Source organism: Janthinobacterium sp. 64 (assembly GCF_002813325.1).
In the GTDB taxonomy this organism is placed as follows: Bacteria; Pseudomonadota; Gammaproteobacteria; order Burkholderiales; family Burkholderiaceae_D; genus Janthinobacterium.
The window spans coordinates 4,875,672-4,894,320 of the sequence record NZ_PHUG01000001.1 but is presented as its reverse complement, the minus strand read 5'-3'; the positions used below and the strand labels follow the sequence as shown (position 1 = coordinate 4,894,320).

Genomic DNA, 18,649 nt, shown 5'->3' with positions numbered 1-18,649 from the left:
ATGCACCATGGTTTCCCGTTTGCGGGGCGCGGACGGCGCACTATAATCGACCACACCACCCCACTTTCATCGAGGACGCCATGACTACCGCCGCCGACATCCTGACCACCGCCCGCAGCCGGGCCAATGAAGGTACGCCGTATGCCGGCGCCGTCACGCCGCAGGAAGCGTACGAGCTGCTGCAACTGGACGCATCCGTCAAGCTCATCGATGTGCGCACGAATGCCGAGCGCGACTGGGTGGGCCGGGTCGACATCGCCGATACCCAGCATGGTGCAGTGCAGTGGGCCACCTACCCGGGCGGCGTGCCGAATCCCGATTTTATGCAGCAGCTGGCCGGCCAAGGCGGCAAGGACGAGGTGCTGCTGTTCCTGTGCCGCTCCGGCGTGCGTTCGCGCCATGCCGCCAAGCTGGCGACCGAGCACGGCTATATCAACTGCTTCGACATCCTCGAAGGCTTCGAAGGCGACAAGGACGCCGACGGCCACCGCAAACAGATCGGCGGCTGGTGCAAGGCCGGCTTGCCGTGGCTGGGCGCCTGACTATCTGAACAGTGTTTGATCTGGCGGGCCACCTTGCGGCCCGCCATCGGCTACAACCATCCATGCGCGCCCGATTTTTTCAACTGCGGCGCAAATTCTCCTTGCGAACATGTACCTTATATAGTACAACGTAGAGGTGCGTCATGGATGCTTCCGGCTTGCGGCAGATTACCCTGCTGTTCTATGCGAACGGCAATGGCGGCGAACCCGTGCGCGACTGGCTCAAATCGTTGCCCATCGAAGAGCGCCATGTGATCGGGCAGGATTTGATGCATGCGCAATGGCGCTGGCCCGTCGGCATGCCCCTGTGCCGCCATTTGGGGCAAGGATTGTCGGAAGTACGCAGCAGCCTGCCCGGCAACCGCATCGCGCGCGTGCTGATCTGCCATCACGGCGACTGCCTGGTGGCGCTGCACGGCTTTATCAAGAAAACCCGCGCCACGCCCGATGACGACCTGGCGCTGGCCCGCAAACGCTACAAGGAATTGACATGAACGCCACCGCTCCGCACCTCGGCAGCAGTCTCGACGACTTCCTCAAGGAAGAAGGCATTTTCGAGCAAACGCAAAACCGCGCCATCAAGGAAGTGATCGCCTGGCAACTGACGCAGGCGATGCAGGAACAAGCGATGTCGAAGACGCGCATGGCGGCGCTGTTGCAGACGAGCCGTTCGCAGCTCGACCGCCTGCTCGACCCCGGCAGCGACGTGACCCTCTCCACCCTGGAGCGCGCTGCTGCGCTGGTGGGGCGCAAGCTGTCGATCACCTTAGTTTGACTTAGTTTGAGTCTGCCGGCTGATGCTCGCCCATCAAGGTCAAGATGCGCTTGCGCACGAAGTTGATGTGGCTACGCAAGCCATACAAGCCATCGGCAAATGACAGGGGAATCGAGATCTGGTTGACCATTTCCTCGATCTGGTCAAGCCGCTTCAATTGCTCCGCATACACGTGCGCGCGCTGCTCTGGCGGCACGTCTTCCAGCGCCTGCTCCACCGTGCGCAACTGGCCATACCAGCGGTAAACGCGCGAACGGATGCGCCACACGTACAAGGGCGGCACCACGCGCGACAGCGGCAATATCAAGGCACCGAGCGCCACCACCAGCACCCACATGCGGTCAAAGAAATTGGCCAGCCAGAAACTCATGTAGCGCTGCAGCACGGGCGCGCCATCCTTGTAGAATTTCAGCGCTTCGGGCGCCACGGGAATTTCCGTGTAGCGCGCGGACGGGAATTGCCCCTGCTGCTGGAACCAGCCCGTGCCGCCATGAATGCCGGCCGCCGCCTGCACGAACAGGTCGATCAAGGCCGGATGCAAGTCTTCGCGCGCGACCAGGGTGGCGGTCGGCGCGATCAAATGATAATCCTGCGCGGGAATGTTCTGCCCCAGGTCGACGATACCGCGTGGCAAGACCACATGCGTAAGGAAAGGCAAACGCCGCGTATACGCCTCCGCTTGCGAAAAATCAAACAGCTTGATGCCCGGCGTTTGCAGCAGCATCTGGATCAGCGGCGCTTCCGGCGCCGAGCTGAACACGAGTCCGTCGATGCGCCCTTCCAGCAACTCCACCGTGGCGGGCGTGTTCTGCAAGTCGCTCACCGTCAATTCCTTCGCTTCGACGCCATTGACGGACAGCAACTGCCGGAACAGGCCCGGCACGCCCGTGCCTTCCGGCCCCAGGTTGATCTTCATGCCTTTCAGTTGCGTCAGTTCCGTCACGGCCTTGTCTTCGCGCAGGAACAGCCAGACGGGTTCCGTAAACAGGCTGCCCAGGGAAATGAGGCCATGGCGCTCGGCATCGTCGTGTTCCGTCGAGCCGCTTTGCACGAAAGCGATATCGGTCTTGCCAGCGTTCAGGCGCTGCAGGTTTTCCTGCGAGCCCAGCGATGGCTGCAAGCTCACCTTGATGCCGTGTTTGGCCAGGGTGGCTGCGTATTTCTTGCCGAATTCCTCATACGCGCTATTGTCCTGTCCCGTCGACAGGCTCACCTGGCGCGGCGGCGCCGGGTCGACCAGCCAGTAAGCGAGCGCGCAAAACGCGCCGACCAGCAACAAGGTGGGACCGGCGGTGGCGAGAAAATCGCGCACGGAAAAGCGGCTGAACGCGAGGATTTTGGACATGTGGTGGCGCATAGGTTTCATGGGTGGCTACGATGCCAAGAAAACCTCAACTATGCAAGGCACTTTCACCGGCGCGGCGCGGCCAAATCCGCTACAGTGCAGGATCGACCACCTGCCCATGGAGCCCCGCATGCTGAAAATTCTTGGAAAAGCCGCCTCGATCAACGTCCGCAAAGTCTTGTGGACGTGCGAGGAACTCGACCTGCCCTACGAACGCGAAGACTGGGGCAGCGGCTTTCGCAGTACCGACGACCCCGCCTTCCTGGCCTTGAACCCGAACGCCATGGTGCCCGTGCTGCTCGATGGCGACCTGGTGCTGTGGGAATCGAACACGATTTGCCGCTACCTGTGCGCCCAGGCGGGCCGCGACGACTTGCTGCCAAGCACGCCCCGCGCCCGCGCGGAAGTGGAAAAATGGATGGACTGGCAAATGGGAGACTTGAACAACAGCTGGCGCTACGCCTTCATGTCGCTGGTGCGCCACAGCCCGGCGCACCAGGATGCGGCGCAGCTGGCGGCCGGTATCGCCGGCTGGAACAAGATGATGGGCGTGCTGGAACAGCAGTTGCAGCGCACGGGCGCCTTCGTCTGCGGCGAACAGTTTACTTTGGCCGATATCGTGCTGGGTCTGTCCGTCAAGCGCTGGCTGATGGCGCCGATGCAACGTCCCGACTACCCTGCCATCGCCGCCTACCATGCGCGCCTGGATGATAAAACGGCCGTGTTTGCCGGCTAGCAAGAAAAAACGCCAGCATGGAAGCTGGCGTTTTGCTAAATCTGCATGCGGTTAATTGGTGCACTGCCTGGCCACGCCTTCGGCCGGCGCAGGCGCCTCGATCAGCGGCATCAAACTCGGCGCCAGGGACACCAGCAGTTGCACGGGCAAGGCGCTGGTGAAATCGTAGTTTTTCGATTCCGGCCCGCGCACATACGCCGTCATGCTGCCATAGAAGCGCTCGCCGATATTGAAGACGAACGTGGCCGAACGGTTCACATAGCGCGACTCGATCAGGCGGCCACCGGCGCCATACACGTCGAAACGCTGGTCGCCCGTGCCCGTCTTGCCGCCCATCGGGATAGGCACGCCATCGGCGCCGACGAATGCCGTCTTGGCCCGCTTCGCCGTGCCGTCCGACACCACTTCGCGGATGGCCTTGGCGACGGCTTTCGCCACGTCCGGCGACAGAACTTGCTCCGCTTCCACCTTCGTGCCCCGCTTGACCATGGTGTCATATGGCGTGTTGGCGGCGAAATGCATGGAATCGATGCGCACGCTCGGTTTGCGCACGCCATCGTTGATGATGATGCCCATCAACTCGGCCAGCGCGGCGGGACGGTCGGCCGACGCGCCCAGGGTGGTCGCGTAGGAGGGCACGAGCGAGTCAAACGGATAGCCCATCTTCTTCCACTGGCGGTGGATTTCCAGGAACCCTTCCACTTCCAGCAAGTTGGCGATGCGGCGGTCCTGCGCATGCTTGCGGTGCGTATTGAACAGCCATTTATACACTTCCTGGCGTTCCTTCTCGCTGGCCGCCACCATCTGCGACAGGGTGGAACCTTCGTGCTGGCGCAGATACGCCACCATCCACAGTTCCAGCGGATGCACATTGGCCAGATAGCCGCGGTCGGCCAAGGACCAGTTTTCCATCGCGTACTGCTGGTACATCCTGGCCACGCGCTCGGGCGGCACTTCGTTTTGCGACGTCAGGTTGGCGTTGAGGAAATCGCCAAATTCCGCGACGGTCCCCTTCGGATTGACGGTGCGGAAGATATTGGCCAGGCGCACGGGGGTCGGGCGGATGCTGGCCAACAAAATCTTTTCCTGCTCGTCGACGCTCTTGCCGCGGTACTTCTGATAGAAACGGTGCAGGAATTCGCGCCCTTCCTTGTCGGCAAAACGGCTCAGGTACTGGGCGCGGCGCGGATCATCGGCGTCCGCCAGCAGCGAGGCCGAGGAATCGGGACGCGAAAACATGTAGTAGCGGGCCACGTCGCGCATCAGGCGCACGAACACCAGGTTGGTCGACTGGCGCAGCGCCTGCTGCACTGTCATGATGCGGCTGTCGTCGAGCTTGGAGAAGTTGCCGAAATGGTGCAAGCCGCCGCCCGTGAAGAAGCCTTCGCCCGGGTTGCCCGAATATTTGCGCTCCATGGCGGCCGCCAGCATGGCGGGCAGGTTGCGCGCCTCGCCCAGCGCCAACGGTTTCAGATAAGCAATCGCCCACTGCGACAGCATGTCCTTCGGATCGACGGTGATTTTACTCAGCTCGGCAGCATTCATGCCGCTGTAGCGCTGGTGCAACTGGTCGATGATGTCCATATACGTCACCAGGGTGCGCAGCTTGGCAGTGGAACCCAAGTCCAGCTTGGCGCCTTCGTTGATGTCGAGCGGCTGGTCGTAGTTATCGGTCTGCACGCGCAGCAAGTTGGCCTGCTCGCCCTTCTGCAGCAAGGTAAAACTGTAGACCACGTTGGCCGGATCGCCATTGCCCAACATGCCCTTGCCCGTCAAGCCGGCCGCTTTCGCCACTTCCGGATCGCGCAATTCGCGCAAGACCTTGGTGACGGCGTTTTGCGCCTGCGCATCGAGCGTGCTGACCACTTTCAGGTCGAGGCGGTCGAGGTTGTACAAACGCGGATCACCGAGCATGCTGGCCAGGTGATTGCGCACGGCATTCGAGGCCTTGCGCGTGACGAACGAAGTCGACGCTTCCGATTGCACGCCCGAAGCCGTCGACGGGCGCAGCTTTTCGGCGATGGCCGTATCGCGCAGCTGCGGCGAAATCACGCCCGCTTGCGCCAGCAGACGCAGATGGCTGTTGGTCAATTCTTCCAGGTCGGCGCCGCCGGCCACCAGGTAATGCGAAGGACGGCGCTGCGCGATCAAGAGGCTCAGCGCCTGCTTGTAGGCCAGCGCACTGCCCGGCTGGTCCATATTACCCTTGAGCAAAGTTTTCACTTCGGCAAACGGACGGCCATACCAGACCCACATGCCGTCGCCGATGCCGTTGACTTCGCCAAAACCGCTCTTGGCCGACAGCGGCACGGTGTTGAGGTAGTTGACGACGATCTTGCGCCGCGCTTCCATGGTGTTTTCGCCATCCTGGTACGAGCGCAGGCTGGCCGAAATCATTTGCATCAGCTTGTCCTGCATGGAACTGGTGCGCCCGTCTTCCGAATGCCGGTATTTTTCGATCTGCGTGGCCAGGGTGCTGCCGCCACCGCCGCGGTGGCCGCCGAACAGGTTCAGCGCCTTGTCGAGGACGGCCTTGCTCAGGCGGTCCCATTCCACGGCGGGATTGCGCTCGGGCGTGCCAGGGTCCAGCAATTCGCGGTTTTCGATGAACAGCAGGCTTTGCACGAGCGCGGGCGGCGCTTCGGCGAAACCGTCGAACATGCGCTCGGGATAGCTGGCTGCGAACAGCGGCGCGGCGCGGCAATCGAGGATGGTCAGTCCCGCGCGGTTTTTCTCGTGATACGTGGCAAAGATGCCCCGGTCGACCAGCTGCACCATCTTCGGCGACATGCGCGCCTGCGCCGTCACTTCATAATCGCGCGCATTGAGCTTGGTGATGAAGTCCGGCAGGCTGGCATAGCCGAGCCGCTCGTCATAGGGGCCGTGCTGCGGATAGCGGATGGCGCCCGCCGGTGCGGGGCCGGGCTCGACCTTGAACGCCAGCTGGCGGTCCAGGCGCGTGAAAAACTCGGCCTGCAGGGCCGAGCTGCGCACTTCGCGCATGACGAACCACGCCACGCCGGCGATCAGCGCCAGCACGATGATGGCAAAGATGGGCCAGATGCGCGAACGGCGCTTCTTTGGCGGGCTCGCCGGCGGCGGCGCCTCGGCGCCCGTGTCGGTGAGTGGATCAGAAGGGGGCCGCTCTTGCGCGGCCAGATTGACGCCTGTGTCTTTCATGGGATGCTGGGGTAAGGTTGGGTTTGGACGGCGCGGAAAATGCGGTAGCGATACCGCTCCGCGCGGGATAAGACGAGGGCCGGCCAGAGCCGGTCACAACAAAGCTTGCTTAACATGATGTCCATACCGGTGAATCAAAAAAACACGTTACTGCACAGGCAGGCGACCCCGGATTCGACACGCCGGGTCCCTGTTCACCATTCCACCACATCGGCATGAAAACGACTGACGAGCGCGCACAAAAATCTTGCTTCATTAAAGATTTTCGCAAAAAAACAACGTCTTGGAACGTACGCTTGCGTACTAAGAGCCTATCCCAGTAGATGAATACATCCCCTGCTGGCGCCCCTCAGAAGCGGGGACTGCGTTGATCGTCGTTGCGTGGCTCGCCACGCGTCCTCCTCACGCCTTGTCCGCGCTCCTGATGCGCTGCCAGCAGAAGACGCTCCCTACTGGGATAGGCTCTAAGATGCAAGGCGGGCTGGACGCCGGCAAAAAAGCCGCCGGCGCCGGGCTGGCAGCATGTCAGATGGTGGTGTATTCCGCCCGCAAGGTATCGAGCGCGGCGCACATGTCCGCAAAGGCGGCCGTCGCCTGCGCGGGTTCACCCTTGACGCCCAGTTCGATATGCCGGCGCGTCTGCGCATCGCCCACGCTGGGCAGGCTGAACACCTTGATCAGTGGAAATTCCGCTTCCAGACGCACCATCAGCGGCGTCAGCAGGGATTCGGCCGTTTCATACACGAGCAAGGCATGTTCCGCGTGCGGCACCTGATTGAACAAATGGCTGTAATGCGTGTCGAGCACCCATTCGATCATGGGCCAGGACATGACGGGAAAACCGGGCACGAAATAATGTTCGCGCACGGCAAAGCCGGCAATCTTGTTGTACGGATTCGGAATCAGCTCGGCGCCTTCAACAAATTCCGCCATTTTCAGGCGGTGCAGGTTTTCCGGCGAGTTCAAATCGGCCGGCACGCCCGCCTCGGCTCCCATTTCCGTGATCCGTTGCTCGATATTGAGCTTGCCCTGCGGATGCAGCAGCAGCGGCAAGCCCAGCGCGTCAGCAGCTGCCTGGCGCGTATGGTCGTCCGGCGTGGCGCCGATGCCGCCAAAGCTGAAGACGATGTCGCCGCTGGCAAAGCTGCGCTTGAGCAAGGCAACCAGGCGGGCCGGCTCGTCGCCCACGTATTCCGCCCAGCTCAGCTGCAAGCCGCGTTGCTTGAGCATGCTCACTACTTTCGGGAAATGCTGGTCAGTGCGCTTGCCCGACAGGATTTCGTCGCCGATGATGATCAATCCGATAGCCATGAAGCTTCCTCGTAGAATTCGATAATAATGGTCAGGCGTCGGCTGGCGCCACGTCGGTCATGCCGCGTACGCCCCGCAAACGCGATAATGCTTCCAGGCAGTAATACTGAAACCACAGGCCCGTAAAGATAAAGATCAGCACATACAGCCAGATGGCGAATGCCGCCAGGAAGGGGAAGAACACCACCGACATCACGCCGCCCATCCACAGCATGCCCGGCACGGCGCCAGCCGCACCGGACACCATGCCGATGGCCAGCAGGGGCCAGCGCTGCGTGCGCATGATGGCGTGGCGCTCTTCCACGCTGGCGTAGTCGGCCATGGCGTCATACGCCATCACGCGGTAGGTCAGCCAGCCCCACAGCACGGCTTGCCCCACCAGTGCGGCGGGCGGAAACGCGTACAGGGGCAGCATGAGCACCCAGACCAGGATAAACAGCAGGAATGTCGCCAGGGATGTCCCCACGCTGCCGAGCAGGCTGCCGCCATGTTTCTTGTCCAGTTGCGGAAAGTGCCGTCCGCCGATGTGGCGGCCGATGGCCGGCATGGCGAACAGGCCCATGAAGATCAGCGCCGTCAAGATCATCAGCGGCAGCAGCATGAACATGGCGATCAGCGGCACGATCACGGCTTTCAGCACGCCCAGGCCAAAGGTGGACAGCACCTGGCCGCTGGTGCGGAAGAAATCGTACTGCGTGAACAGCGCATGCAGGCTGTCGATCAGCGGCTGCAAGCCCACATACAGCAATCCGCCCCAGAGCACCAGCGAGAGGATGAAAGGCGCGACGCTCAACAGCAATATCCTGCCGTGCAATTGCGACAGGAAAGCACGGCCATACGAATTCAACACATTACGCATCAACGGCGTCCTTTTCGTTTGATTCCTGCAAATTCCACCATGCGGCGCAGGCCCAGCCATTGCTGCTGCCAGAAGCCGCGGCCATACTCGCGTCCGGGGCGGCCCACGCCATCGCTATCGATGCGGGCCAGCTGGTCGCGCACGCCCGTGCGCGCATAGCCGGCCGAGAAATTCGCGGTGCCCAGCAGCATATCCCAAATCGGCAAGACCACGCCGAAGTTGCAACCGCCCATGCTGCCCTTGCCCTTCGATTCGTGCCCCACGCCGATCGCATGGTGCGTGCGGTGGAAACGGGGCGAGATCAACAGCCGCTCGCCGATGCGGCCGAAGTGTATCCTCACATTCGCGTGCTGCAAGCTTTGCAGAATGCGCGATACCGACACCAGCAGCACATACTGGCCCGGCGGCACGCCGATGCCGAGCGCCACCAGGGCCATCACCACGTCGCGTAAAAAATCGTCGAGCAAGTGGTTGCGGTCATCGCTCCACAAGTTCATGTTTTGCTGGCTGTGATGCAGGCTGTGCAAGCCCCACCACCAGCCGAAATGGTGCGAAGCCCGATGGTAGCAATAGTCGACGAAGTCCAGTATCACAAAATAAATGATAAAACTGAGCAAGGGACTGATGCCGGGCAACAGCGATTCCAGGTTGAATGGATGGATATTATCGAAACGCAAAGCGCCCGCGAATGCATCCATCAGCGGATCGAGCGTGAAGAAGACCACGACAGAAAACAGGCCGATGCGGTGCAGCACGGTATACATAAAATCGTTCCAGCGGGCGCGCGGATCGGTGATCTTTTGCGCGGGAATCCAGGCTTCGAGCGGACGCAGCACGAGAAACAGCAGCACCAGTTCGCACAGGCCGATCAGCAGCCATTCCGTGCCTTCGAACGCTTCTTCCGTGAATTCGCCAAAGCCCAGGTGGTACACGAGGGGATTCACCACAGTCTGGAACAGCCAGCCTTGCGCCACGCCAAAAGCGTCGACCACCGTGTCGATGGCGGGCGTGACGTAGCCGAGGATATCGGCGGCGATCATGGCTGGCCCTTCTTCTGCGCGTAGGCAGGATGCTCGCGCAGGGTGGCAAAGCAGAACCCCTTGTCTTGCAAGCCGGAAATCAAGGCGTCGAGGTTGGCCGGCGCCCATGCATCCTTGCGCGACCAGATGCCCATGTGCGCAATGAAAATGTCGCCGCTGCGCAGGTTGGCCAGCGCTTTTTTCAGCAACATGGCGTTCGGATACTTGTCGCTGGGCAGCTCATCGCCGGAATAGCCGGCTGGCGCCCAGCCCGCATGCTGGTAGCCGCAGGCGCTGCCGACCGCCAGGGTGCGAGGCGACGTATAGCCGCCCGGCGCGCGCCAGAACGGATCGAGCTTATGCCCGGTCAGCTCCTGGAAGCGCGTATCGACGCGGCGCAATTGCTCGCAGAACTGCTTGTCGGTGAAGGAAGCGAGCTTGCCGCCGTCCTTGCCGAACTGGGGCTTGACCTGGATCAAGCCGTTGGCCAGATCCTTCTTCCAGTACACGTGGTCAAACGTATGCGTGCCGAACGCATGGCCTTCGGCGACCCTGGCTTTCCAATACGGCGCCCAGGACGGATCGAGCGAATAGTCGCCGCGCGTGGTCTTTTCATTGGCCAGGAAGAAGGTTGCCTTCACATGGCGTTGCTTGAGCACGTCGGCGATCAGTTGCGCTTGCGACTGGCTACCCGTGTCAAACGTCATGTAGATGGTGCCTTTGCAGGCGGCCGAGGCCGAAGATACGGCCGGAGCCTGTGCGGCTTGGGCTGCCGGCGCCGGTGCGGCGGCATGCGCGGGTGGCAGCATGGCGCTGGCACACAGCAGCATGGCGGGCACGCCGCCGCTCAGAATAAGGCGCGGCATCATCACATGCGCGGCGAGTGGGTGGCGAAATACACGCCATGGGGCGAGCGGCCCACCGGTATGGTCTTGATCACCTTGCGCGTGGTCAAGTCGATCACGGCCACTTTCTTGATCCAGCGCAGGGTCACCCACATGGTCTTGCCGTCCGGGGTAATTTCCATGCAATCCGGGCCGCCAGGCACATTGATGGTGCCCACGTTTTCCAAGGTTTGCTGGTCGATGATGTTGATGGTGTTCGACACGCGGTTCGACACGAAGGTCATGCGGTTGTCGCCGAGCGCGCGGAAATTGTGCGTGCCGGCGCCCGCCTTGATGCGCTTGACGGTCTTTTGCGTGCGCCAGTCGATCACTTCCACGTAATCGCTGCCCATGATGCCGACCAGCAAATGCTTGCCATCGGGTGTCATCGTGATGCCGGCTGGCGCGGGGCCGACAGGCATCGTCCATTTCACCGTTTGCGTGGCCAGGTCGATGGCGCTGACCTGGTTGCTGCCCTGCTGCGTGATGAAAGCCATGGTGCTGTCGGCCGTGAACGCCATGTGGCTGGGCAGTTTCGGCAGCGGGATGCGCTTGGCCAGGGTCAGGTTCTTGCCGTCGTAGCGATACAGGTCGATGCGGTCCAGGCGCAGCGAATTCGAGATGAACCACTTCTGGTCCGGCGAAAAGCCGATCTGATACGGATCGAGGATGTTGCTGATGCGGCGCTGGATCTGGCCCGACACGGGGTCGAGGAAAATGAGCTCGTTGCCGACGGAACTGGCGACGATCAGCGACTTGCCGTCCGGCGTTTCCATCAGATGGTGCGGTTCCTTGCCGACGGCAAAGGTGGACAGGGGAGCATAGGTTTTCTGGTCCAGCAGTTGCACCGTAGCATCACGGGAATTGAGCACCACCACCACTTCGGCTTGCGCCGTCGATATTGCGGAAACCAGGCACAGCGAGGAAAAAACAAGGCGGCGTAGACTGCGGAACATGGAAGAAATCACTGTTAAATACAAAACAGGCATTTTACGTGGAACACTGTATTTATTGTGTGAAATCCCCCTTAAATGCTGCAGGCAGCCACACATCGCCGTCATTTCCCCTTTTTCCCTGTCCCGCGCCTGGAATGGCGCTTTGCAACTCATTGCTCTACAATCTGAAGCTTTCATCGCCTACACAAGGATTATCATGACCACCACCACTACCGCTTCCGGCCTGCAATACATCGATACCGTCGTCGGCGAAGGCGCTGAAGCGCAAGCCGGCAACAATGTTGTCGTGCATTACACGGGCTGGCTGCAAAACGACGACGGCAGCGCCGGTTCGAAATTTGATTCGAGCAAGGACCGCAACGACCCATTCGAATTCCCGCTGGGCGCAGGCCGCGTCATTCAAGGCTGGGACGAAGGCGTGCAAGGCATGAAAGTGGGCGGCAAGCGCCAACTGATCATCCCGGCAGCACTGGGCTATGGCGCACGCGGCGCCGGCGGCGCGATTCCACCGAACGCCACCCTGATTTTCGACGTCGAACTGCTGGGCGTATAAAACAGACTGCGCAGCGCTGAAGCGACTGTACCGGCGCCGCCCCTGTTCACGCAGCGGCGGCGTTTTTGTTTTGAGTGTGTCCTCTAATGCACGGCGCGCTTTTTTCACTATGATGTCAGGCACTGCAGCACGCACGGTGGCCACTCCGCCGGGCCTGCCGCACTTTTCCAGCGATTCCATCAGCACACAGGAGCCATCATGAGTTTACAAGAGCAATTCGAACAAGCGCAGCTCGATTCCAAGACCCTGTCCGAACGTCCGGACAATATGACCTTGTTGAAAATCTACGCCTTGTTCAAGCAAGCCTCGAGCGGCGACGCCACGGGCGAGCGTCCTGGCATGACCGACTTCGTCAACCGCGCCAAGTTCGATGCCTGGGCGGCCCTGGCCGGCACCTCGAAGGAAGATGCGCAGCAGCAATACATCGACCTGATCGAAGACTTGAAGGATTAAGCGCGAGAAAGCCCGTTTGGCAGAGAAACAGGCCGAAAACGCCTGAAAACTCACCAAAAACCACCAAAACAGGCTGAAAATGCAAAAGTGGCTACCAAACCGGTAGCCACTTTTTTTACGCCTGTATTTACGCCTGTATCAGCCGCAAACTTACTTTTTAGCTGCCGCCAGCGCCTGCGCGATCCAGCCGTCAAATGTTTGCTGGTGGTACTTGATCCAGCCGGCCGTATGGCGCGCGATATCGGCTTGCGTGCTTTCGCCGCGGCGCATGCGCTCGTTCTGCGCATTGATATCGGCCACGGGCAGTTGCATCACTTCGAACAGCTTGGCCGCCGCCGGGTTGTTCTGCGCCCATTCCTTGTTAGAAACAATACGCGCCGTGTTGACGGCAAAGCCGTAATCGCTGCCATTGTCCAGACGCGTGTTCACGTTCTCCGGATTGGCCGAGAATGGCACTTTCAGCCAGACCACGTCCTTGCCCGGCACCAGCACGCCACTGACCCAGTACGGCGTCCACGTGTAGTACAGGATCGGTTCACCACGCTTGTAGCGTCCCATGGTGTCGGCGATCAGGGCTGCATAGCTGCCCTGCACATGCGTGACCGTCTTGCGCAATTTGTACGCATCCATGTGCTTCTCGATCAGCGCTTCGCAGCCCCAGCCAGGGTTGCAGCCCGTCAAGTCGGCCTTGCCATCGCCATCATGGTCGAACAGCTTGGCCAGGGTGGGATCACGCAACTGGTCGATATTCGTGATGTTGTACTTTTCCGCCGTCGCCTTGTCGATCAGATAACCTTGCGCGGCAGGCCCCGCATACTGGCCCGTGCGCAGCAGCTTGGCGTCGCCGCCCGCATTGTTATAGAAATCCTTGTGCATCGGGTCCCAGTGCACGGCCATGAAGGTGGCGTCGCCGTTGGCAATCGCAATATGCGCGGTCGGGTATTCCACTTCCTTGATCGGCTGCACTTCATAGCCGAGCTTTTCCAGGGCCTTGTCGACTAGCATGGTCTGGAAGGTTTCTTCCGCGATCGAGCTTTGCAGCGGCTGTACCCTGACGCCCTTGCCGGGCAGCGCATCGGCGGCCACGGCCGGCGTCTGCGCCATGGCCAGGCTGGTGGTCAGGGCCAGGGCGGCGATGGCCAGGGCGGAAAACAGCTGGAACTTGCGTTGCGATTTTTGCGTCACTTTAAAATTGTCAATTTGATGCATGTGCTTCCTTTATTGTGCGTTGGCCAGCGTTGCTTGCTGTGCAACATTATTTTTCGTCGTATTGCCGCGCACCAGGCGCAGCACGAAACCGGCAGGACCCGTCTGATACCAGTGGCGCACGCCACGGCGTGGCTGGCCCATTGCTTGCGTCAAACGGTCCAGGGTGATGGCCAGCAGCACGATGCCCAGGCCACCGACGGTTGCCAGGCCCATATCCAGGCGGCCGATACCGCGCAGCACCATCTGACCCAGGCCACCGACGGCGATCATCGAGGCGATCACGACCATCGACAGCGACAGCATCAGCGACTGGTTGATACCGGCCATGATCGATGGCATGGCCAGCGGAAACTGCACGCGGGTCAGCAACTGCCACGGCGAGGCGCCATAGGCGCGGGCCGCTTCGATCAGGTCGGGACGCACCTGGCGGATACCGAGGTTGGTCAAGCGCACCAGCGGCGGCAGGGCAAAGATGATCGTCACGATCACGCCTGGCGCATTACCGATACCAAACAGCATCACCACCGGCACCAGATAGACGAAGGCAGGCGTCGTCTGCATGGCGTCCAGCAGGGGGCGCAGGATATTCTGCGCGCGGTCGCTGCTGGCAAGGAAAATACCCAACGGCAAGCCGATGGCCAGACAGAACGCCAGGGAAGTGAGCACCAGCGACAGGGTCGTCATGGCTTCCGGCCAGATGCCCAGCATCGACACGACCAGCAGCGCCAGCACGGTGCCAATGGCCAGGGTGCGGCTGGTAAATTGCCACGCCAGCAAGCCGATGATGGCGATCACCGTCAGCGACGGGGCCGCCAGGAGCACGCCTTCCACGCCGGACAGCACGCTGTCGATCGGCGCGCGCACGGCCTGGAAAAAAGGACGGAAATGGGCGACCACCCAGCCCAGGCCCTGATTGATCCAGCTTTCCAGCGGCAGCGAGCCGTCGAAAATCTGCGTCAGGTGAAAGCCGGTCGCATGTTCCGGCTGCACGGCAGGCGCGGCGGCGTCCAGCCAGGCGGTGCTGGCGTCGGTCGGCGGCGTCAGCGCCCAGGGATTGATTTGCGCGGCTGGCTGTTCAACAACAGCTTCTACTGTGGAAACGGTGCTTGGGTTCATGCTTGTCCTTTCTGTTGTTGTTCGGCTATGGCTGGCGTGTCGCGGTCGAGGAACTTCAGCAAGGTTGTCTTGCTGATGGCGCCGCGGAAGCTGCCGTCATCGGCCACCACAGGGACGGCGTAAGGCAGTTGCGCCACCTGGCCGAACAGGCCGGCGACTGGCTCATCTGCATTGATGGTTTGCACGTCGGGCAGGTAGGCATGCGCCAGGCCCAGCGGACCAACATGGCCGTCGAGCGCGCTGCGCAGCGAATCGGCCGACACGACGCCAAGGAACTTGCGCTGCGGATTGACGATATACGCAAACGCACGATCCTGCTCTTCCAGCATCGACAGCGCGGCGCGCGAGCCGCGGCTCGGCGATTCCGACACGACGATCTGGCTCTTGCGGGCGATATCGCTGGCCTTGAAGACGGCCGCCGCATCGACGCCGCGCACGAAGTTGCGCACGTAATCGTTGGCTGGTTTGCGCAGGATTTCTTCCGGCGTGCCCACTTGCACCACGTGGCCGTCTTTCATGATGGCGACGCGGTCGCCGATGCGCATGGCTTCGTCGAGATCATGCGAAATGAAGACGATGGTGCGGCGCTTGATTTGCTGCAAGCGCAGCAGTTCCGATTGCATTTCCGTACGAATAATCGGATCGAGCGCGGAAAACGCTTCATCCATCAGCAAAATCGATGGATCGCAAGCGAGCGCACGGGCCAGGCCCACGCGCTGCTGCATGCCGCCCGACAATTCGTCGGGATAACTGGCGCCGTAGCCGTCCAGGCCCACCTGCTCCAGCGCTTGCTGGGCCAGCGCATGGCGCTCGGCCTTGGGCATGCCCGCCAGTTCCATACCGAAGGCAGTGTTGTCGAGCACGGTAATTTGCGGCAGCAACGCGAACGACTGGAACACCATGCTGATGTCCTTGCGGCGCAGGGCACGCAGCTGGGCGTCCGGCAAGGTGTTGATGTCGTTGCCGTCGATCAGGATGCGGCCGGCGGTCGGCTCGATCAGGCGGTTCAGCATGCGCACCAGGGTCGACTTGCCCGAACCGGACAGGCCCATGATGACGAAGATCTCGCCCGCTTCAATGGTAAAGGTGGCGTCGAAAACGCCGATGGTGCAATCGGTCTTGGCCAGGATGTCCTGCTTGCTGGCGCCTTGATGAACGAGTTCAAGTGCTTCTTCTGGCTTGTCGCCGAACACTTTGAATACATGGTCGATAATGATTTGTTTTGCCACGATGTGGTTCTCCCTCGATTTGACGAATGGAATGAAACCCAGCAAGCTGCCAGCTTGCGGCGGGAATCAGCAAACCCTGCTGCGTCGGCTACGCCACGGCGCAAAAAGCGCACGGGAGCGACAGATAACAGGGGGTGACACGCGTGTGACCAGCGGATGGCCAAAGCCGGTGCCGGGGTGCCGTGTGCGTGCTAAAAGAGGCTGTGGTTCAGGACTTTTAACAACGCTAGCGCCATGCAAATACATGGCACCAAATGTATTTGACCGAAAAAAAATCGACCAAGCTACTTTTAAATGGATGCGGGTGTAAAACCCGAAGAATTATTCACCACTGAGTGAGTGGGAGTACTGCGAAGCAGAGGGTGAAACGCGGTGTAGCTGTTGTAAATATGACTCAAGTATAACGTAAAAAGACACCAAAGTCCAATAGCTTTCCAAATAGAAATGTGATAGCAATGTTCGCCAGCGTACAGTCAGACGTGAAAAAGGCGAAAAGCGACGTGTTTTCATCGTCTTTTCGCCCATCACCGCAACACGTTCCCTAGCACCAAACATGGCGCCAGACAAGCGGATCAAACTGGCTCGGCAAACACCTTGCGCATCTTCTCGGCAATCTTGCCTTCGATGGTGGAAGCAAAGGCGCTGAGCATGAAGCCCAGCTTGATTTGCAGTTGCGCCTGCTCTTTTTCCAGGGTCAGCGACCCATCGACGCCGCTGCGCTCGAAGCGCAGCACATCGCCATCCCAGGCGCACGCCAGGTCATATTCCTGTGCCAGCTTGTCAGCCACTTGCTGCGCCGCTTCACGCGCCTTTTCTGCTGTCAGCTTATGTTGCTGAACTATATTTATATCCGCCATCAAACGATCCTTTTATTATAAAAACGGGGGCCATACGGCCAGCATCATACCAGCCACGATGCGGCAGGCGCGGCCGCAGCAGGCACTGGACTGGCAAAAAACGCCCGCCGTCCGCGTCTCGTTTGCGCGGTATCAAACCGGACACGCCGAAGCGGGACGACTATTCCCATTCCAGCTGCGCGTATCTTGGAGAGCTACCATGGACCAGAAAGTCATCGTGCCGGTCGAAGCCGTGCTGACCAAATGCGTGTCCCTGCCCGTCGGCTACGTCCCGACCCCCTCGGCGCCGTACCGCCTGCACCGCAAGAATGCGCAACTGACCTTGCAGCCGGGCCCGCCCCGCCTGAGCGAGGCAACGGCACGCAATCTGGCCGCCGTGCCCGTCGGTTCGCGCGTGCTGATCTGGAAGCAAGACCCGTCCGTCAGCGAACTGGGCACGCGCAAGAGCTTTTTGCCGGGCCTGATCCTGCAAGGCCCGCGCGACGCGCGCATCACGTTTGGCGAACCGGGCATCGCGCAGGTCAGCCCGAATGCCTTCGGCGACTTCATCGTCTCGCCCAACACAGACCAGTTCGATGCCGTGCACACCTTTGCCATCGTGCGCATGACGCTCACCATGTACCAGCGCGCGCTGGCCAGCAACGACACGGCGCCGCCCCTGCCCTGGCAATGGAATAGCACCAGCAATACGGCACCGCTGCGCGTGTTCCCGCACGGCTTGCCCAACGTCATGAACGCGTATTACAGCCGCAGCGACAAGGCGCTCAAGTTCGGCGACTTCATTCCCAGCGGCGCCACCGAGCGCGTCTACACCTGCCGCTCGCTCGACATCGTTTCGCATGAAACGGGGCACGCCGTGCTCGATGGCCTGAAACCGAATTGGCTGCTCAGCAATAATCCGCCGCAAACGGGCGGCTTGCACGAATCGTTCGGCGACCTGACGGCCATCTTCCTGGCCCTGTCGCAGCTGGACCAGGTGGAAGCGGTGATCGCCCAAACCAAGTCCGACCTGCACGATAAAACGTTTCTGGCCGACCTGGCGGAACAGTTCGGCCTGGCCCTGGGCCGGCCGAACGGCTTGCGCAATGCCGACAACGACATCAAGTTGTCGGAAGCAGGCACGGAAGTGCACGCCATCTCGCAAGTGTTTACGGGCGCCATCTACGACATCCTGGCCGACATCTTTGCCCATGAACGCGCCCCCCAGCTGGAAGACGACGCGGCCGTGCTGCACCGCTGCGGCGACTACCTGCGCAGCCTCGTCCTGCGCGCCCTGGTAGCATCGCCCGAGCAAGCCGCCACGTATGCCGATGTGGCTGGCCACATGCTGACGATCGCCGCGGCCGACGGCAATGATGCCTATCTGGACTACATCCGCAACAGCTTTACCGTACGCGAAGTGCTCAAGGCCAATGCCATGACAGAAGATGGCCAGATGAGCTTTGCCGCCGACGTCGTCGACGGGGACGACGCAGTGCAAGACAGGCGCGCCTGCTGCGGTACCATGAACCATGCGGAATACAGCGAGTCGGATCAATTGCTGGAAGCGGAGCGCGAAGCGCTGGCCGCCTGGTGCCGCAGTTACGGCGCCCGGTAAACGTGCAGTACACAGTGCAGCAACGCAC

General features: G+C 61.2%; 18 protein-coding genes. 7 read left to right on the top strand and 11 right to left on the bottom strand.

All coding sequences use genetic code 11. The features are described 5' to 3' along the window. Positions 1-80 precede the first annotated feature (80 nt). The 3 genes from CLU91_RS21615 (at position 81) to CLU91_RS21605 (ending at position 1,317) form a co-directional block, all read left to right on the top strand. Positions 81-542 (top strand): rhodanese-like domain-containing protein, encoded by a 462-nt coding sequence (locus CLU91_RS21615; protein ID WP_100875766.1) that lies wholly within the window; start codon positions 81-83, stop codon positions 540-542. A 143-nt stretch (positions 543-685) separates the two neighbouring features. Further along, complete coding sequence (locus CLU91_RS21610; protein WP_100875765.1) at positions 686-1,036, top strand: type II toxin-antitoxin system RelE/ParE family toxin; 351 nt, start codon at positions 686-688, stop codon at positions 1,034-1,036. Further along, entirely contained in the window at positions 1,033-1,317 is a 285-nt protein-coding gene (locus CLU91_RS21605; RefSeq protein ID WP_100875764.1) for an XRE family transcriptional regulator, read from the top strand. Before CLU91_RS21610 ends, CLU91_RS21605 begins: the two co-directional genes overlap by 4 nt. A 1-nt stretch (position 1,318) precedes the next feature. Here the strand turns inward: CLU91_RS21605 and CLU91_RS21600 are convergent, their stop codons facing one another. Then, a complete protein-coding gene (locus tag CLU91_RS21600; protein WP_100876853.1) occupies positions 1,319-2,662 on the bottom strand; it encodes a TAXI family TRAP transporter solute-binding subunit in 1,344 nt (447 codons plus the stop codon). A 130-nt stretch (positions 2,663-2,792) separates the two neighbouring features. Here CLU91_RS21600 and CLU91_RS21595 point away from each other — a divergent pair, with 130 nt between their 5' ends. After that, positions 2,793-3,398: a glutathione S-transferase family protein gene (locus tag CLU91_RS21595; RefSeq protein ID WP_100876852.1), complete on the top strand. Its 606-nt coding sequence runs from the start codon at positions 2,793-2,795 to the stop codon at positions 3,396-3,398. Between the two features lie 51 nt (positions 3,399-3,449). Here the strand turns inward: CLU91_RS21595 and CLU91_RS21590 are convergent, their stop codons facing one another. The 6 genes from CLU91_RS21590 to CLU91_RS21565 all read right to left on the bottom strand — a co-directional run bounded on the left by CLU91_RS21590 (position 3,450) and on the right by CLU91_RS21565 (position 11,607). Then, the gene (locus CLU91_RS21590; protein ID WP_100875763.1) at positions 3,450-6,578 is read right to left on the bottom strand and encodes a transglycosylase domain-containing protein; all 3,129 of its coding nucleotides are present in this window, start codon (positions 6,576-6,578) and stop codon (positions 3,450-3,452) included. Between the two features lie 525 nt (positions 6,579-7,103). Next, the gene (locus CLU91_RS21585; protein WP_100875762.1) at positions 7,104-7,889 is read right to left on the bottom strand and encodes a competence/damage-inducible protein A; all 786 of its coding nucleotides are present in this window, start codon (positions 7,887-7,889) and stop codon (positions 7,104-7,106) included. A 31-nt stretch (positions 7,890-7,920) separates the two neighbouring features. Next, positions 7,921-8,748 (bottom strand): EI24 domain-containing protein, encoded by an 828-nt coding sequence (locus CLU91_RS21580; RefSeq protein WP_100875761.1) that lies wholly within the window; start codon positions 8,746-8,748, stop codon positions 7,921-7,923. Next, entirely contained in the window at positions 8,748-9,788 is a 1,041-nt protein-coding gene (locus CLU91_RS21575; RefSeq protein WP_100875760.1) for a sterol desaturase family protein, read from the bottom strand. Before CLU91_RS21575 ends, CLU91_RS21580 begins: the two co-directional genes overlap by 1 nt. Further along, entirely contained in the window at positions 9,785-10,633 is an 849-nt protein-coding gene (locus CLU91_RS21570) for a polysaccharide deacetylase family protein (RefSeq protein ID WP_442906580.1), read from the bottom strand. The genes CLU91_RS21575 and CLU91_RS21570 overlap by 4 nt, the downstream gene beginning before the upstream one ends. Before the next feature lie 2 nt (positions 10,634-10,635). Next, on the bottom strand, positions 10,636-11,607 hold the full coding sequence (locus tag CLU91_RS21565) for a YVTN family beta-propeller repeat protein (RefSeq protein ID WP_034760259.1): 972 nt from the start codon (positions 11,605-11,607) through the stop codon (positions 10,636-10,638). A gap of 196 nt (positions 11,608-11,803) precedes the next feature. Here CLU91_RS21565 and CLU91_RS21560 point away from each other — a divergent pair, with 196 nt between their 5' ends. Beyond that, positions 11,804-12,160 (top strand): FKBP-type peptidyl-prolyl cis-trans isomerase, encoded by a 357-nt coding sequence (locus CLU91_RS21560; protein ID WP_010395194.1) that lies wholly within the window; start codon positions 11,804-11,806, stop codon positions 12,158-12,160. A 198-nt stretch (positions 12,161-12,358) separates the two neighbouring features. Then, entirely contained in the window at positions 12,359-12,613 is a 255-nt protein-coding gene (locus CLU91_RS21555; protein ID WP_034760268.1) for an acyl-CoA-binding protein, read from the top strand. Between the two features lie 150 nt (positions 12,614-12,763). Here the strand turns inward: CLU91_RS21555 and proX are convergent, their stop codons facing one another. The 4 genes from proX to CLU91_RS21535 all read right to left on the bottom strand — a co-directional run bounded on the left by proX (position 12,764) and on the right by CLU91_RS21535 (position 17,024). Then, positions 12,764-13,822, bottom strand: a complete 1,059-nt coding sequence (gene proX / locus CLU91_RS21550) for a glycine betaine/L-proline ABC transporter substrate-binding protein ProX (protein WP_100875759.1) — start codon at positions 13,820-13,822, stop codon at positions 12,764-12,766. A 9-nt stretch (positions 13,823-13,831) separates the two neighbouring features. After that, positions 13,832-14,938, bottom strand: coding sequence for a glycine betaine/L-proline ABC transporter permease ProW (gene proW, locus CLU91_RS21545; protein ID WP_100875758.1), 1,107 nt, complete (start codon positions 14,936-14,938; stop codon positions 13,832-13,834). Then, complete coding sequence (gene proV / locus CLU91_RS21540; protein ID WP_100876850.1) at positions 14,935-16,167, bottom strand: glycine betaine/L-proline ABC transporter ATP-binding protein ProV; 1,233 nt, start codon at positions 16,165-16,167, stop codon at positions 14,935-14,937. The genes proW and proV overlap by 4 nt, the downstream gene beginning before the upstream one ends. Positions 16,168-16,739: 572 nt before the next feature. After that, entirely contained in the window at positions 16,740-17,024 is a 285-nt protein-coding gene (locus CLU91_RS21535) for a polyhydroxyalkanoic acid system family protein (RefSeq protein ID WP_100875757.1), read from the bottom strand. Between the two features lie 199 nt (positions 17,025-17,223). Here CLU91_RS21535 and CLU91_RS21530 point away from each other — a divergent pair, with 199 nt between their 5' ends. Next, positions 17,224-18,621, top strand: coding sequence for a hypothetical protein (locus tag CLU91_RS21530; protein WP_100875756.1), 1,398 nt, complete (start codon positions 17,224-17,226; stop codon positions 18,619-18,621). Positions 18,622-18,649 lie beyond the last annotated feature (28 nt).